The 13,305-nt window shown below is 56.4% G+C and carries 12 protein-coding genes and 1 pseudogene; 11 read left to right on the top strand and 2 right to left on the bottom strand.

Annotated elements, in window-relative coordinates; genetic code table 11:
* Positions 1-5: 5 nt before the first annotated feature.
* The 11 genes from QMX98_RS06810 to QMX98_RS06760 all read left to right on the top strand — a co-directional run bounded on the left by QMX98_RS06810 (position 6) and on the right by QMX98_RS06760 (position 11,611).
* A complete protein-coding gene (locus QMX98_RS06810) occupies positions 6-254 on the top strand; it encodes a hypothetical protein (RefSeq protein WP_177346273.1) in 249 nt (82 codons plus the stop codon).
* The gene (locus tag QMX98_RS06805; protein ID WP_050683289.1) at positions 226-1,200 is read left to right on the top strand and encodes a copper resistance protein B; all 975 of its coding nucleotides are present in this window, start codon (positions 226-228) and stop codon (positions 1,198-1,200) included. The genes QMX98_RS06810 and QMX98_RS06805 overlap by 29 nt, the downstream gene beginning before the upstream one ends.
* A gap of 9 nt (positions 1,201-1,209) precedes the next feature.
* Positions 1,210-2,025 carry a cytochrome c gene (locus QMX98_RS06800; protein WP_282410471.1) on the top strand — a complete coding sequence of 272 codons (816 nt, stop codon included), beginning with the start codon at positions 1,210-1,212 and terminating at the stop codon, positions 2,023-2,025.
* Complete coding sequence (locus QMX98_RS06795) at positions 2,015-2,482, top strand: DUF411 domain-containing protein (protein ID WP_052966109.1); 468 nt, start codon at positions 2,015-2,017, stop codon at positions 2,480-2,482. The genes QMX98_RS06800 and QMX98_RS06795 overlap by 11 nt, the downstream gene beginning before the upstream one ends.
* Before the next feature lie 217 nt (positions 2,483-2,699).
* Positions 2,700-3,446 carry a helix-turn-helix transcriptional regulator gene (locus QMX98_RS06790; protein WP_282410470.1) on the top strand — a complete coding sequence of 249 codons (747 nt, stop codon included), beginning with the start codon at positions 2,700-2,702 and terminating at the stop codon, positions 3,444-3,446.
* A gap of 68 nt (positions 3,447-3,514) precedes the next feature.
* On the top strand, positions 3,515-4,384 hold the full coding sequence (locus QMX98_RS06785; protein WP_050683301.1) for a sterol desaturase family protein: 870 nt from the start codon (positions 3,515-3,517) through the stop codon (positions 4,382-4,384).
* A 256-nt stretch (positions 4,385-4,640) separates the two neighbouring features.
* Positions 4,641-4,982, top strand: coding sequence for a hypothetical protein (locus QMX98_RS06780; RefSeq protein ID WP_090401472.1), 342 nt, complete (start codon positions 4,641-4,643; stop codon positions 4,980-4,982).
* Positions 4,983-5,083: 101 nt separating this feature from the next.
* Complete coding sequence (locus QMX98_RS06775; RefSeq protein WP_172689356.1) at positions 5,084-6,340, top strand: TolC family protein; 1,257 nt, start codon at positions 5,084-5,086, stop codon at positions 6,338-6,340.
* Positions 6,337-7,821, top strand: coding sequence for an efflux RND transporter periplasmic adaptor subunit (locus tag QMX98_RS06770; protein WP_052966031.1), 1,485 nt, complete (start codon positions 6,337-6,339; stop codon positions 7,819-7,821). The genes QMX98_RS06775 and QMX98_RS06770 overlap by 4 nt, the downstream gene beginning before the upstream one ends.
* Positions 7,818-10,976, top strand: a complete 3,159-nt coding sequence (locus tag QMX98_RS06765; protein WP_282410469.1) for an efflux RND transporter permease subunit — start codon at positions 7,818-7,820, stop codon at positions 10,974-10,976. The genes QMX98_RS06770 and QMX98_RS06765 overlap by 4 nt, the downstream gene beginning before the upstream one ends.
* Positions 10,977-11,215: 239 nt before the next feature.
* A complete protein-coding gene (locus QMX98_RS06760) occupies positions 11,216-11,611 on the top strand; it encodes a hypothetical protein (protein ID WP_077747122.1) in 396 nt (131 codons plus the stop codon).
* Between the two features lie 298 nt (positions 11,612-11,909).
* On the opposite strand, the pseudogene QMX98_RS06755 reads toward QMX98_RS06760, so the two are convergent.
* Together QMX98_RS06755 and QMX98_RS06750 are read right to left on the bottom strand one after the other, a co-directional pair.
* Positions 11,910-12,131, bottom strand: a pseudogene (locus QMX98_RS06755) (TIGR03756 family integrating conjugative element protein); the annotation flags it as partial.
* Between the two features lie 462 nt (positions 12,132-12,593).
* On the bottom strand, positions 12,594-13,079 hold the full coding sequence (locus QMX98_RS06750; protein WP_077747123.1) for a hypothetical protein: 486 nt from the start codon (positions 13,077-13,079) through the stop codon (positions 12,594-12,596).
* Between the last annotated feature and the right edge of the window lie 226 nt (positions 13,080-13,305).

The raw sequence follows: 13,305 nt of genomic DNA, 5'->3' as shown, positions 1-13,305 counted from the left end.
GATCTGTGAGCACATACCTAAATCGTAAATCGCTGGTCGGCTGCCTCTTTGCCGTCGGCTTGATGGGTGGACTCTCGTCCGTGACGCTGGCAGTCGAAGATAGTAGTGATCACTCACCTGCTACTCCTGCGAAAGCAACGAGCAAGCCTGCAACTGCGACAAACGAGTCTAAGCCCGATCACGGGTCAATGGACCACAGCAAGATGAGCCATGAGTCGATGGATCATGACCAAAAAACCAAAAAGGCAGATTGAGATCATGACCAGGAAGTTTTTACGCCCAACGTTGATGGCACTGGCAGTTTCTACCAGTCCTGCTTTCTTTGTCGTGGCTCACGCCGCTGAAGAGATGGATCACTCCAAGATGGACCACGGCTCAATGGGAGCTATGGACCATAGCAAGATGGGGGCTATGGATCACAGCAAGATGAGTATGGATGACGGGAAAATGGACGGAATGGAAAGTATGGATGGAGGGGCGACTACCACCAGTCGAACCCCAGTCCCCGTACTTACCGACGCTGACCGTGCAGCCGCCTTTCCAGATGTCGCTGGTCATGGTGTCCACGACAAAAAACTCAACTCCTTCATGCTGCTGGATAAGTTCGAGTACCAGGATGCTGACAACGGTAGTGCATTGGCTTGGGATGCAAAAGGATGGATCGGCGGTGACGTTGATCGACTGTGGTTGCGCTCGGAAGGCGAACGTACCAATGGCGTAACGGAAAGCGCTGAACTCTCAGCACTTTGGGGGCACTCCATCGGTCCATGGTGGGATGTCGTCACCGGCGTACGACAAGACTTCAAGCCCGGGTCACCACAAACTTGGGGAGCGCTCGGTATTCAGGGCATGGCCCTCTATAACTTTGAAGCCGAAGCGACTGCCTACATCGGTGAGAACGGTCAAACCGCAGCTCGATTGGAAGGCGACTACGACATTCTGCTGACCAATCGCCTGATCTTGCAGCCGACGGCCGAAGCCAATTTTTACGGAAAAAATGATCCTCAACGCGGCATTGGGTCTGGATTGGCAAACACCGAAGTAGGGCTCCGATTGCGTTATGAGATTGTTCGCCAATTTGCCCCTTATATTGGTGTTAGCTGGAGCCGCTCCTACGGCAATACGGCAGACTTGGCCAGCGATGAAGGAGAGGATGCGAACGAGGCGCGATTTGTCGCCGGTATTCGGATGTGGTTTTGAGGGCCTGACATGAAAAGAACATTGAAAACATTGACTGCTGCCGGGGTGGTCGCCGCAATAGTAGGTGCCGGCGTGGTGTATTCTGGTGTGATCAATGTTGGGGCGGATGATCCGCATTTCGGCCCCGTTCACTCACTTCTTTCCACTGCTCGGGATCGCTCGATTGCTGTGCGCTCACGCGATATTAAAGTCCCCGACCTGAGCGAAGAAGCTCTCATCCGCGCAGGTGCTGGCAACTACAACGCTATGTGCATTGGTTGCCATCTGGCTCCAGGTATTGCAGGAACCGAATTAAGTAATAGCCTTTACCCTGCACCTCCGAATCTTTCAAAACTGGGCGTTGATGGAAACCCTTCCGCAGCTTTCTGGATCATCAAGCATGGAATCAAATCCACAGGCATGCCCGCTTGGGGTAAAAGCATGGCCGATCCCTACATATGGGGAATGGTCGCTTTTCTCCAACAGCTGCCTTCATTGGATGCAGAGCAATACAACGCTCTAGCAACCAGCAGCGGTGGTCATCAACACGGTGGCGGCGAGAGCAAAATGCATAACCATGAAGGCCAGCATGAGGGCCAAAAAGGGGCTGTCGCGGGGCATCATGATGCGGGTGCAGCCGAAGAGATAGCCGAAGCAGGCGACCATCATGGCGAGAGAAACAGCGCCCATGCCCATGAGGCGGCCGCAGCGCCTTCTCAGGATGAAAGTACCAAACACGCCCATCCTCAGGTTTTGGAGGCTTCACATGACGCTCCTGCAACTCCGGCCGTTCAGCCAAAAACTCATACCCACGCTGATGGGAAGGAGCATACCCATGCGAAATAACTTTCTTCGTCCCGGTCGGGCACTTCGCCTCGCTGCGTTCGCGGCTCTGTTTATCAGTTCAGTTGGTCATGCAGCAGAGTCGCTGACGATCGACGTCCATCGTGACGCTAACTGTGGATGCTGCAAGAAGTGGATCCAGCACCTTGAAGCTAACGGCTTCACCGTCGTTGATCATGTAGAAACCAACATGAGCGCGGTCAAGCAGGATCTCGGTGTTGCTCCACGACTCTCGTCCTGCCACACCGCAGTGATCAACGGAAAATTTGTTGAAGGCCACGTACCAGCTGAGCAAATAGTTGCCTTGAGCAAACGCGATGACCTTATTGGGATTGCTGTGCCGGGGATGCCGGCAGGCTCGCCTGGTATGGAGGCTGGTGGGAAGCAGGATGCGTATCAGGTCATCGGTCTGAGCAAAGCAGGTACTGACCAAGTGATCGCTGAGTACCCGGCAAACTAATCACAAAAGTTCATTACCCGAACGGTGGCAAAGCGGTCGAACCGGCGTCGGCAAAAACTCTCAACTATCCAGGTGCGCAAGCACGGTAAAGAAATTGGGAGTCGGCGCACGAATAGCCCATCATGGCCCAGCATCAATACGATGCCGCAGTCAGATGCCGAATGACTATACGTGTGCAGTCAGCACGGAAAAAAGTGGAAGTAGGCCGAGCTAGAGAATGAAAAGCTGGGTTACAGCAGAGACCGTGCGCTGGGCGGGTCATGCATGGGTTGGCCCTGGTATCGGTGTCTTTTATGGCCGTGCCGGTCACCAAGAATGGCACCTCCATCAAGCACATCAGATCTCAGTTGGCCTCGACTCAACTGTATCGGTTCAAACCCCGATGGGTATTCAAACAGGGGGCGCCATCTTCATTCCGGCCGGTATGAAACACCAACTGAGCGCCGGTCACGTTCTGTCGATCTATGTGGATGCGCTGTCCGAGGAAGCCCGCGCTCTGCGGGGTGCGGAAGAAGCGAGGGTGATTTGGATCACTCCGGCGGACGTAGCGCCGATAGTCGACGCACTGCACGAGCCAGGACACACTGATCTCCAGGTTAGGACCGGGGTGCGCCAGGCACTGCGACTGCCCGATCTCCCGCCCCCAGATCCTCGCTTGATCAAGGTCATTGAGGCGCTGAGCAGAGGCCAAATGGGACGCGAAGAGTTGGCCGCGGTGGTGCATCTATCCCCCACGCGGTTTTCTCATTGGTTCGTGGAGCAGACGGGGCTGCCGCTTCGCAGTTACGCGAGATGGTTACGTCTCACGCAAGCCCTGCAGCATTTGGCAAAAGGTGCACGGCTGACCGACGCGGCTCATGAGGCGGGCTTTTCAGACTCGGCTCATTTCTCCCGGACATTCCGGGCGCTACTGGGTATCGATCCGTCATCCGCCTTGGCAGATGTTCATCTCCAGGAGGTTTAGCTCTTTCGTTCAAGTCGAAAGCTCACCTCTTAACATATTGTGATGGTTCCATATCTAGGAGCTGAGCAATGCCTTCCTTTCTACGATTCGCCTTACGGTGGGTGAGCTATCCACTCGTGTTTGGCGGCTCTGCTGCCTTCATGATCTGGACGCTGTATACCGGCGTACCGTATTGGCCCACGACTCCCCTAGTTGCTGCAGTGGGACTTTTGATCATTGCTGGTTTGGAGCGCATCCAACCTTTCCGAGAAGCTTGGCTTGAGGATCATCACGACACCGCGACAGACCTGCTGCACATGTTGGTGAACCTTTCTGTCATTCAATTCACAGCTGGAGTCCTGGTCAAGCTTGGTGATGCGGTGCCAGCTTCGGTTCGTCTCTTTCCGATCGAGAGCCCGCTGTGGCTGCAGTTGCTACTAGTCATCGCCGTACTCGATCTGAGCCTATATGTCATGCACCGGATCAGTCACCGAGTGCATTGGCTGTGGCGTTTTCACATGCCACATCACAGCGCCGAGCGGTTGTATTGGATGAACGGGGAGCGACGACATCCGTTGCACGCGGTGCTTATGGCGAGTCCGGGGCTGGTGATCCTGTTCGCATCAGGCGCACCCTCCGCAGTTGTGGCCACTTGGTTTGGAGTTCTAACAGTGCACTTGGCCTTCCAGCATTCGAACCTGGACTACCGGGTGGGATGGTTGCGCCACATTATCGGTGTTGCCGAAATTCATCGCTGGCATCACAAACGCGACTTTGAAGACGCCCAGGTCAACTATGGTGAGTTTCTGATGGTGTGGGACCGAATATTTGGCACGTTCTATGACAGTCTGGGGAAACTAGGCCAAGCCGAGGTCGGATTGCATGGAAAGGATTACCCCAAAAATTACCTTGGACAGCTCATCGAACCCTTTGAGCATGGCCGTGTAAACAAAGGCTAGTGGGCTCCCTTACTTTGCAGCTACGGCAGCTACGGCAGCTACCGAGGCCACACTAATAGTAAAACCAATCAAACGTGATCCGAACGGTATTCTGTGAGCTTTAACTACTTCCATGCTCAGGGAGTCAGGCTTCGCTGTTTAGCGAGTCCTTGTTTCTAGGCAAGGAGACTCATGTTGACCTGCTGGGCTATCTGGCTGGTTCCTCCTGACAGATTCGTAATGGTTTATCCCTTTACCTGCGACTAAACTCCTTCGCATGAAACGCTATCTGCGGTGTTGCCTCATTTTCCTGATCAGCTTGGCGCTTCCCCTCAGCGGGATGGCGGGTATTCAGTCACCGATAGAACCTTGCCCGATGAAAACGACGGGCATGACCATGATGGCTGATATGAACCAGGACTGCTGCGTCGAGATGAGCAGCTCCTCCGACCATGGCAAACCCTGCAAACCTGGTCAGGAATGCAGGAGCGCCAGTCTGCTACAGGTGTCGTTTGGGAAACCTGCCACCCGTTTGTCCAGTCCTCAGATGCTGACAATCTTCAGCGACTCCCTGCCTACTCAGACCCCGTCCGGGGTGTGGCGACCGCCTCGCGCTTGATTCCTGTACCACACTGAGCCTCATCCTGCTCTGGCGCGGGATGGCATATCTGTGCGCATGTTTAGAGAGGCGCGCAGTGGATCATCACAGGAATCGTGAACATGAATTCCAAGTGCTACTGCACCGGTTGGCCCCTCGTGGCGGCCCTGGCGGCAAGCGTGCTGGCGTTGCCAAGTCTTGCTGCGCCCCTGACACTCGACGAAGCCTTACGCTTGGCTGAAAACAATGCACCATCACTGACCGCCCAAGCAGCCAAACTGCAAGCCGCCAGCAGCGCCGCCATTCCAGCCGGTGAACTACCCGACCCGAAGCTCCTACTGGGCGTACAAAACTATCCCATCGGCGGCCCTGACCGCTGGCGCCTCGAGCAGGACTTCATGACCATGCAGATGGTCGGCGTCATGCAGGAGGTACCCAACCGTGACAAGCGTAGGGCGCGCATTGAAGTTGCGGAAGCGTCAATAGATCGAGCCGCGGCCGAAAGCCGTGTCGAGCGCTTGAACGTTCGTCAGGCCACGGCATTAGCCTGGATCAGCAGCTACTCCGTCGAACGTAAAGAGGCGCTTTTTCAGGATTTTTACCGGGAGAACCGTCTATTGGCTGATACCGTCCGGGCGCAGATCGCCGGAGGCCGTGGTCAGCCTGCCGATGCAGTAACGCCGAAACAGGAGGCGGCTCAGTTGGCGGAACAACAAGACGACCTGATCCGTTTGCGGGCTCAAGCCAGAGCAGCTCTCAGACGCTGGATAGGTCCGGCCGCCAATGACCAGCCCGTCGGCAGCTTGCCCGAGTGGCCCATCGACGCTTCGGGTTACCCGCATAAGCTGCAACATCACCCCGCACTGGCGGCGTTCGTTCCAATGACTCGCGAAGCGCAGGCCAAGGTCCGTGAAGCCAAGGCGGAAAAGCAGTCCGACTGGAGTTGGGAGCTTGATTACCAGCGGCGCGGCCGTCAGTTCGGCGACATGGTCAGCGTGCAGTTCACGTTCGACCTGCCACTGTTCCCCGACTCCCGACAAAACCCGAAGATCGCCGCCAAACACGCCGAACTGAATCAGTTGGAGGCCGAGCGCGAGGCTCTCATACGTGAACATACCCAGCAACTGGAGGACGATTTGGCCGAGTACGAGCGTCTAAACCGTGCCATGCGCCGCAGCCAGGACAGTCTGCTACCCCTGGCCAAGGAAAAGGTGGCGCTGACCATGGCCAGCTACCGCGCCGGTAAAAGCGACTTGGCGGCGGTCATCGCGGCCCGACGGGAACTCATCGAGACCCGCCTCAAACAGATCGACTTCGAAGAACAGCGCGCCCTCACCAGTGCTCGCCTGTATTTTGCTTATGGGGACGCCAATCAATGAGCACTCGAATCTGGAAAGGGGCTTTGCTGACAGGCCTCTCGATTGCCTTGGGCGCTGCCGGCGGTTATTGGTTCGCTCAGCAGCGCATGAGTGCAATGCCTGAGACCACCTCCGAACAGGCCCCTAAAACGCAAGACGAACGCAAAGTACTGTATTGGTACGACCCGATGCAGCCGCAACAGAAATTCGATAAACCAGGCAAATCTCCCTTTATGGATATGGAGTTGAAGCCCCGCTACGCTGATGCTGCAGCGGACAGTGCGGCCATCAGTATTGACCCCAGCCTGACCCAGAATCTCGGCTTACGACTGGCCACAGTCACTCGCGGCGTGCTTGCTTCCAGCCTGGACGTGGTCGGTGTGCTGGCATTCGACGAGCGGGATGTTGCGGTGATTCAATCGCGTACTGCTGGCTTTGTGGAGCGGGTGTATGCCCGTGCTCCAGGCGATGTGCTCAAAGCCCATGCGGCTTTAGCCGATATCCTGGTCCCGGAGTGGGCCGCTGCTCAGGAAGAGTTTCTCGCACTCAAACGCAGTGGCGATGCCGACTTGCTGGCGGCAGCGCGCCAACGCTTGCGCTTGACCGGGATGCCAGCGACGTTGATTGCTCAAGTGGAGCGAAGCGGCAAGACCCAGCCGGTCCTGACGCTCACCAGCCCCATAAGCGGTGTGCTGCAAGAGTTGAATGTACGTTCGGGTATGACCGTGGCGGCCGGCGAGACGCTGGCTCGAGTCAATGGCTTGAGCAGCGTCTGGCTGGCAGTGGCCGTTCCAGAGTCGGAGACTGGATCGATCATCATGGGGCAAGCGGTCGAAGCACGTCTGCCAGCCTTTCCGGGCACAGTGCTTAAGGGCACGGTCAGTGCGATTTTGCCCGAAACCAATCCCGACAGCCGAACTGTGCGTGTGCGGGTCGAACTGCCCAACCTGGATGGGCGACTCAGGCCGGGTATGACGGCCCAGGTGCACCTGAATCGTTCGACCGAACAAAGTGTGCTGTGGGTGCCGAGCGAGGCAATCATTCGCACCGGCCGACGAGTCTTGGTGATGCTCGCCGAAGACGCTGGTCGCTACCGCCCCATAGAAGTGCAACTCGGGCAGGAAAACGAAGGCAAGACGGTGGTTTTAAAGGGGTTGGAAGAAGGTCAGCAGGTAGTCAGCTCTGGACAGTTTCTGCTCGACTCTGAGGCCAGTCTCAAGGGCATTGTTGCGAGCACGCTGGAAATGTCACCACCCAGCGCAGCAGCCTCCAGCTTTCATGAGGCGGATGGGCAGATCGTCGAGATCAATAACCAAGACGTAACAATTGCCCTTGGTCCGTTCAAGACGCTGGGCATGCCTGGTATGACAATGACCTTCCCATTGGCTGACCCTGCTCTCATTCAAGGTCTCAAGACTGGCGAGAAGGTTAGGGTCTCGGTTAGCCAAACCGATGATGGTTTGCGCGTTGAACACCTGGAAAAACTAGGGGGCCAGCCATGATCGCCGCCCTGATTCGCTGGTCAGTGGCAAACCGCTTTCTGGTGCTGCTGGCGACGATCTTCGTCACGGTTTGGGGCGTCTGGTCGGTTCAGAGCACACCCATCGATGCATTGCCAGACCTTTCCGATGTTCAGGTGATTATCCGCACCCCTTATCCGGGACAAGCGCCGCAGATAGTTGAGAACCAGGTGACCTATCCGTTGGCCACCACCATGCTCTCGGTGCCGGGGGCTAAGACCGTACGCGGCTATTCCTTTTTCGGCGACAGCTTCGTGTACGTGTTGTTCGAAGACGGCACGGACTTATATTGGGCCCGCTCGCGGGTGCTGGAATACTTGAGTCAGGTCCAAAGCCGCCTACCGGCTTCCGCCAAACCGTCCTTGGGACCCGACGCCACAGGCGTGGGCTGGATCTATCAGTACGCACTGGTGGATCGCAGTGGCGGACACGACTTGGCGCAACTGCGCGCCTTGCAGGACTGGTTCCTCAAGTTCGAACTCAAGACCCTACCGAATGTTGCGGAAGTGGCCACCGTGGGCGGCATGGTCAAGCAGTATCAGGTGCAGCTCGACCCACTGAAACTGGCCAACCTAGGCATCACTCAAGCAGCGGTGACTGAGGCTATCGGCAAGGCCAATCAGGAAACCGGTGGTGCGTTACTGGAGATGGCGGAGACCGAGTTTATGGTGCGCGCTTCCGGTTACCTGAAGACGCTCAATGACTTTCGTTCGATTCCGCTCAAGCTCGGTGCCGGCGGGGTGCCGGTGACCCTCGGCGACGTGGCAACGATCCAGTTGGGCCCGGAGATGCGTCGTGGTATCACCGAGCTCGACGGCGAGGGTGAGACTGTCGGCGGCGTGGTTATTCTGCGTAGCGGCAAGAACGCTCGTGAGACCATTGCGGCGGTCAAGGCCAAACTGGACGACCTGAAAAGCAGTTTGCCGGCGGGGGTGGAAATCGTCACCACCTATGACCGCAGCAAACTGATCGATCGCGCCGTCGAAAACCTCAGCTACAAGCTACTCGAGGAGTTCATCGTCGTCGCGTTGGTCTGTGCAGTATTCCTCTGGCATCTGCGTTCATCCCTGGTGGCAATCATCTCCTTACCGGTGGGGGTGCTGATTGCCTTCATCGTTATGCGTTACCAAGGGATCAACGCCAACATCATGTCCTTGGGCGGGATCGCCATCGCCATCGGCGCCATGGTCGATGCCGCCGTGGTAATGATCGAGAACGCCCACAAAAAGATTGAGGCCTGGCATGTGGCCCATCCAGGGGAAGAGTTGAAGGGCGAACGTCACTGGCATGTGATAACCGAAGCGGCGGCGGAGGTGGGACCGGCGCTGTTCTTCTGCCTGCTGATCATCACCCTGTCATTCATTCCAGTGTTCACCCTAGAGGCCCAAGAGGGTCGTCTATTTGGTCCATTGGCCTTCACCAAGACCTATGCCATGGCTGCGGCGGCAGGACTATCGGTAACCCTGGTGCCGGTGCTGATGGGCTACTGGATTCGTGGACGGATCCCCAAAGAGGACCGGAATCCTCTGAACCGCTGGTTGATCAGGATCTATCAACCGGCCCTGGATGCGGTGTTACATCGGCCCAAAGTCACCCTGTTGATCGCTTTATTGGTCTTCCTTAGCGCGTTGTGGCCGATCTCCCGTTTGGGTGGCGAATTCCTCCCTGCGCTGGACGAGGGCGATTTACTCTATATGCCTTCGGCTCTGCCGGGATTGTCGGCGCAGAAAGCAGCGCAGTTGCTGCAACAGACTGACCGTCTGATCAAGACAGTACCCGAAGTTGAACACGTCTTCGGTAAGGCCGGCCGCGCTGAAACTGCCACCGACCCCGCGCCGCTGGAGATGTTCGAGACCACTATCCAGTTCAAACCTCGCGAGCAATGGCGTCCTGGTATGACCCAGGAAAAATTGGTGGAAGAGCTGGATCGAGTGGTACGGGTCCCTGGCCTGACTAATATCTGGATACCACCGATCCGCAACCGCATCGACATGCTCGCCACCGGGATCAAGAGTCCGATCGGAGTAAAAATTGCCGGCAGCAACTTGATGGAGATCGATGCAGCCACGCAGGCCGTCCAGCGCGCGGCCAAGGACGTGCCCGGTGTCAGTTCGGCACTGGCCGAACGATTAACCGGTGGGCGTTACGTCGATGTGGATATCGACCGCAAAGCCGCTGCCCGCTACGGATTGAATATCGCTGATGTGCAGTCGATCGTGGCCGGTGCTATTGGCGGTGAGAACGTTGGCGAGACCATTGAAGGGCTCGCACGCTTCCCTATCAACGTACGTTATCCCCGTGAGTGGCGTGACTCGCTCGGCGCCCTGGAGCAATTGCCAATCTACACCCCTTTGGGGAGTCAGATCACTCTTGGTACCGTGGCGAAGGTCAAAGTCAGTGAAGGCCCGCCGATGCTCAAGAGCGAAAATGCCCGACCTTCCGGATGGGTGTATATCGACGTGCGTGGCCGGGACATTGCTTCCGTGGTTGCCGATCTGCGTCGGGTTGTGAGTGAGCAGGTCAAGCTGCAGCCAGGCATGAGCCTGAGTTACTCGGGACAGTTCGAGTTTCTTGAGCGAGCCAACGCACGGCTCAAACTGGTGGTGCCCGCCACGCTGCTGATCATTTTCGTACTGCTGTACCTGACGTTTGCCCGATTCGACGAGGCTTTGCTGATCATGGCCACCTTGCCGTTCGCCCTTACCGGTGGGGCGTGGTTCCTCTACCTGCTGGGATTCAACCTGTCGGTGGCTACTGGCGTCGGTTTCATTGCTCTGGCGGGTGTTTCTGCCGAATTCGGTGTGATCATGCTGCTCTACTTAAAAAACGCCTGGGCCGAGCGTGTAGAGGCCGGCGACAGTACTGAGCGTGGACTAATCGCAGCGATTAGCGAAGGAGCCGTGCAGCGTGTTCGACCCAAGGCCATGACCGTAGCCGTCATCATTGCTGGCCTGTTGCCGATCCTATTGGGTAGCGGTACCGGTAGCGAAGTAATGAGCCGCATTGCCGCGCCCATGGTCGGTGGCATGGTTACCGCGCCCTTACTGTCCCTGTTTGTTATTCCGGCAGCTTACCGCTTGATGCGCCTCCGGCGCCTCGCTGTTGAATCTAAACTCTCGCAAGGAAGCGGACTATGAAGTAATCGTGTCCGCCACTGCTGCACGGCTCCTGGTTGCATGCGCAATATCATCCAGCGGTCTGGCTTTCTGATTGGACAGAGGACGGGCCTTATAATCAATCCGGGATCGAACTCTATCGGCAATGCGCCAAAACACAGCTGATAGAGATCGACGCCGGAGGCTAATAAGTCCTTCTCGATGCGGATAGGTTGTAAGAACGAAGGCATATTTCTTCTTAGGCAAACCCGGAGGAATGTATGGAAGTGTCGGGCTTGATCGATTTACTGGCTGGTAAAGGAAACAGCTTGATCGGCAGTGTTCTGAGCGATGCCGAAGCGGTGTCGTTTGTTGAGGCGCATTTTCCGGGCAGAGCGTACTGCTTGGTAGCTGATTGGACGTTGATCGATGTATCCGTTTCCGACGAGCAGGCTAGAATGCTTGCGACGCTGGGCCTCGCGGCCAGCATCGTTTATGCGCTTTGCGTCATTGAAGACAGTCGTGGGCGTTTTCTTCCAGGAGACTGGGTTAAAAGCTCATATGAAGTTTCGTTCACTCATGAATGCCTATTCGAAACTCAAAACACTGTCTATGTCTTGATGAGAGGCGGTCGCAGGTTAGGTGCAGATCTGGAATTTTTACTGAGCCTACGCTGATGCACGTATTGCTACACCCCCCGAGGCGTTGTCGAGGGATGCTTCAAGTAAGCTCATACCCCTCTAGGCTGGATTCAGCACTGGCGTTTGAGAGCAGACAATCAGCTGTCTCGCCCCGCGGGTGGTAAGCGTCTGGGCAACACGCCCTCCTGATGCCATCGCTTAAGGCGATGGTGTCCACCTCATTTGAACTGACACCATTTTTAGAAAATCTGGTCACTTGTGAAAGCTCCCCAGCAGCGCCAGCACGGGGATGAGAGCAATGCCAAGATGTATTGACCAGACGCTTACGCATGATTGCTCCCTTACACACATACCCCGACGCGCTGGAGAATTGACTGAAAGTCGCTCCCCCAGGGTGCCCGATTACATCGACCTCTTAAAATTTTGCGATGTTGTTTTCGCCGATGTGATTCGTGGTTGCGTCGTTGCCAGCTTGGGAAATTGCGTTCGGCGAGCCGAGGCCAGATATTTCTGTCCAGGGATTCAACCCCCTGTCCGAATAGTTCGCCACAACGGCACCCGTTACCCCCCCTCCGGTAGCGTGGAGGTATGCATGAGAGTTTGCGGGACGTCACTCCGCCCTGCGCGACAGCACCTTTAGCGTCGCTTGCGCCAGTTACAGTCGATGTGGCTGCCGTCTCCGTCTCGATCAGCTCTTTCTCACGCGCAGGCCTTGTTGCTCACCAGGCGCTGTGCAGCCACCGCACGTTGCTGTGCTTGATTCTGGCGTGTTGCCAATCGCTCCAAGGCCAATATATGGGGTGCAGGATTGGTTTTAAGCAGAGTCTACTTTAGGAACTTCAGCCGCCGGGTTCCCTCTTTATTGACGTTCCCCAGCCGAGAAAGAGTTTTCAGATCCGAACCTTGTTCCAAGATCGCAATGAACTTGCCAATCTTGCAACCCGAGGTTACGTACTGAGTTCAAAGTGTAAATTCAAAAAGGCATTGGTCAGCGCCTTTCCGGCGGCTGTGGAGCTGGTTAACGCGGCTGCATATCCATTTGGTGTTGGCGCTGCATCAGCTGATCGATCATCATCTGCTGCATGCCCATGTACCGATCCATCATGTACTGGTGCTGCTTCATCTGCTCCGGGGTCATCGCTGAGTATCGGTCCCCCATATCCTTCCAGCCCATCATCCCGCTTTTCATCATTTGACGCCCAATCATCCCTCGGCCCCACAAGTCCCCCATCATTCCCATGCCGCGTTGCATCATCGCTTGATGCTCCTGCAAGAGTTTCTGACGCTCCTTGGGGTCCTTGGCTTGTTGGATCTCGGTCATAACCTCCTCCATCTTCTTCAGATGCTCTTGAGCCTGTGCCATGTGCTTATCAAATTCTTCGACATTGACGGCTGGTTGTTGTGCTAGGGGCATGGGGCTTCCTTCAGTGCCTTGCGCGGCCAATGCCCAGGCTGGGGTGAGTGATGCGCCTATCAGGAACGCGGTTAGCTTTGTCAGTTTCATATCATGATTCCGCTCAATGGGAACGCGCAACTTAACCGCTCTGCGCGAAGGAACAGCACAACTAAAAATATAGCTCCGAATCGCCTCTCGGGTTGATCTTGATCAAGAAGTCCGGGCCAAATGGTTGGCCCGATTTGAGCACACCAAAGATGATGTGCAACAGCTTGCGCATCGCTGCACAGTTTTCCTGAGTTACGCGTCCGCCGGCTCGGCATCGATACCCACC

This window comes from Pseudomonas sp. PS02303, assembly GCF_029959925.1.
Lineage (GTDB): Bacteria > Pseudomonadota > Gammaproteobacteria > Pseudomonadales > Pseudomonadaceae > Aquipseudomonas > Aquipseudomonas mandelii.
The sequence above is the reverse complement of the archived record's forward strand: the minus strand, read 5'-3'. Positions and strand labels throughout refer to the sequence as shown.

Coding starts and splice junctions, on each gene's coding strand:
- QMX98_RS06805 (WP_050683289.1), top strand. CDS start 226: ATGACCAAAAAACCAAAAAGGCAGATTGAGATCATGACCAGGAAGTTT.
- QMX98_RS06800 (WP_282410471.1), top strand. CDS start 1,210: ATGAAAAGAACATTGAAAACATTGACTGCTGCCGGGGTGGTCGCCGCA.
- QMX98_RS06795 (WP_052966109.1), top strand. CDS start 2,015: ATGCGAAATAACTTTCTTCGTCCCGGTCGGGCACTTCGCCTCGCTGCG.
- QMX98_RS06790 (WP_282410470.1), top strand. CDS start 2,700: ATGAAAAGCTGGGTTACAGCAGAGACCGTGCGCTGGGCGGGTCATGCA.
- QMX98_RS06785 (WP_050683301.1), top strand. CDS start 3,515: ATGCCTTCCTTTCTACGATTCGCCTTACGGTGGGTGAGCTATCCACTC.
- QMX98_RS06780 (WP_090401472.1), top strand. CDS start 4,641: ATGAAACGCTATCTGCGGTGTTGCCTCATTTTCCTGATCAGCTTGGCG.
- QMX98_RS06775 (WP_172689356.1), top strand. CDS start 5,084: ATGAATTCCAAGTGCTACTGCACCGGTTGGCCCCTCGTGGCGGCCCTG.
- QMX98_RS06770 (WP_052966031.1), top strand. CDS start 6,337: ATGAGCACTCGAATCTGGAAAGGGGCTTTGCTGACAGGCCTCTCGATT.
- QMX98_RS06765 (WP_282410469.1), top strand. CDS start 7,818: ATGATCGCCGCCCTGATTCGCTGGTCAGTGGCAAACCGCTTTCTGGTG.
- QMX98_RS06760 (WP_077747122.1), top strand. CDS start 11,216: ATGGAAGTGTCGGGCTTGATCGATTTACTGGCTGGTAAAGGAAACAGC.
- QMX98_RS06750 (WP_077747123.1), bottom strand. CDS start 13,079: ATGAAACTGACAAAGCTAACCGCGTTCCTGATAGGCGCATCACTCACC.